Genomic DNA, 1,924 nt, shown 5'->3' with positions numbered 1-1,924 from the left:
GTGTCCGTCAGGCTCGGGGCACGTCAGTCCAGCAGTGAGTCGGCCCCGGCGCCGGGAAGTGCCCGAAGCAGGCGCCGAATCGAGTAGGGCCGGGTGATGGTGCGTCGTTCGTCGACGCGGCACTGGATCGCGTAGGCGATCTCCAGTCGCATTGGCTCGGGCAGGGCCCGCAGGTCGAAGCGATCCTGCCCGAAGGTCGCGCAACCGAGCAGCCACGACTCAAGGGGCGGCCGGTCGGCGCGGACCCACCGGTTGCGGTGGTGGACGCACAATCCGGCCTCGCCCTCGGCTTCGAGCCCGCACTCGGGAAAGACGCAGTCGGGCCCGGCCGGCAGCGGCGGGCCACCGCCGTCGGTGATCCATCCCGGCAGATTCGGACGGCCCTGGCGGTGCCAGCGATGAGCGTGGGAGTGACACAGGCCGTGTTCACGTCGGCTGCGTCGGCAGCTGCCGATCGCGCACTTGGGCGGCTGCTGCAGCCAGCGCCGGTTCGCCGGTGCCGTCGCCGCCCAGGCATGGACATCGTCGGGACGTCCGTCATCGATCCAACGCTGGTGGTGAGCCGAGCACTTGGCGAAGATCACCGCGAGGCGTTCGCAGACCGGGACCAAACAGCGCGGCCCACCGATCACCGGGTCGTCGGGGTCGACCAGGATCACCGGTTGCGCGAACCGGGGCCGCAGACGAGCGGCCAGGCCGATGCTCTCGGCGCTCTCGCCGGCGGGAATCGGAACGAGTTGCCTCATGCTGATGGCTCCGTTTCCGGCCCACCCAGGAACCCGGCTGCGGTCAGTGCCCGCCGAGCGTCCTCGATGCCCAGGTGGGAGTAGGTATCGATGGTGGTGCTGAGGTTTGCGTGTCCGAGCAGCTGTTGGACGACCTCGGCGGCGACGCCGCGACGCAGCAGCGCGGTAGCGTAGCTGTGCCGGAAAAGATGGGGCGAAAACGCGATACCAGTGCTCTTGCGCAGCTGGCGCACCAGCCGGTCGACGCTGGAGTAGTTCATCGGCGCCCCGACTGGGGAGCCCCAGAGGTTCACGAACACGTAGTCGCAGTCCAGCGTGCCGTACTCGTCGTGAAGATAGTCGCTGTAGAGACGGAACAGGTCCGCATCGACGGGCACTTCCCGCGACCACGTCTTCGCCCGTGCCCGGTTGACGTTCGTGCGAGCCCTGACCGCCACCACCCGCAGGCGCGGATCGAGGTCTTCGTGCCGCAGTCCCAGAGCCTCGCCGATGCGCAGGCCCGTGCCCTTCAACAGGCCCAGCAAGAATTTGTCCCGCAGCCGGTTGCACGCCGCGATCAGCATCGCCATCTCCGCCTGGCTCAGCTCACGCGGCGGCCGGCGTTCGGCGCGCAAAGTAATCGCGCGGTGCCGTTCCGGTCGTGAACCGAGATGCGCGAGGAACGGCTGCCAGGACCCGCCGCGTCGTCCGGGGCGCCACCGCGTCAGCAACTCACCGGGCCCGGCGCCGTGTCGGTGGTGGAACTCGTAGAACGAGGCCAGTGCCGACAGCTTCCGGTTGACCGTTGCTGCAGCAAGATTCGCCTCGACCCACGGCAATGCCACCACCTGCCCATCGCGGCCCGCCTCCGGTAGCCGCAGCCAGGTGATGAACCGGCCCAGATCTTCCAGGGCGACCCCGTCCCACCGCAATCCGTGCCGCTTCAGGAACTCGAAGTAGTCCCGCAGATCGTGAGCGTAGGCACGGACCGTGTTGGGCGAGCGATCAATCGCCGTGAGATGCGCGAGGAACCGGTCGGCCGGATCCACGACCTCCCCGTCGGCCAGTACCGTCGACGACTCCGTCCCGGACGGCATCACCAGCCGCTGAACCCGAAACACCGTGTCGCGAGCACAGCAAGATAAAGAGTCCACAGCAAGCTAACGAGTACTCAGAGGGTGTTAAGTCCCGTTCCTGAT

General features: G+C 68.0%; 2 protein-coding genes. Both read right to left on the bottom strand.

The features are described 5' to 3' along the window. Nucleotides 1-23: 23 nt before the first annotated feature. Nucleotides 24-746, bottom strand: a complete 723-nt coding sequence (locus ACLHRZ_RS37090; RefSeq protein ID WP_490422987.1) for a hypothetical protein — start codon at nt 744-746, stop codon at nt 24-26. Continuing rightward, the gene (locus ACLHRZ_RS37085; RefSeq protein WP_490422986.1) at nt 743-1,774 is read right to left on the bottom strand and encodes a tyrosine-type recombinase/integrase; all 1,032 of its coding nucleotides are present in this window, start codon (nt 1,772-1,774) and stop codon (nt 743-745) included. Before ACLHRZ_RS37085 ends, ACLHRZ_RS37090 begins: the two co-directional genes overlap by 4 nt. Between the last annotated feature and the right edge of the window lie 150 nt (nt 1,775-1,924).

This window comes from Streptomyces sp. AM25 (genome assembly GCF_058146165.1).
The sequence above is the reverse complement of the archived record's forward strand: the minus strand, read 5'-3'. Positions and strand labels throughout refer to the sequence as shown.

Coding starts and splice junctions, on each gene's coding strand:
- ACLHRZ_RS37090 (WP_490422987.1), bottom strand. CDS start 746: ATGAGGCAACTCGTTCCGATTCCCGCCGGCGAGAGCGCCGAGAGCATC.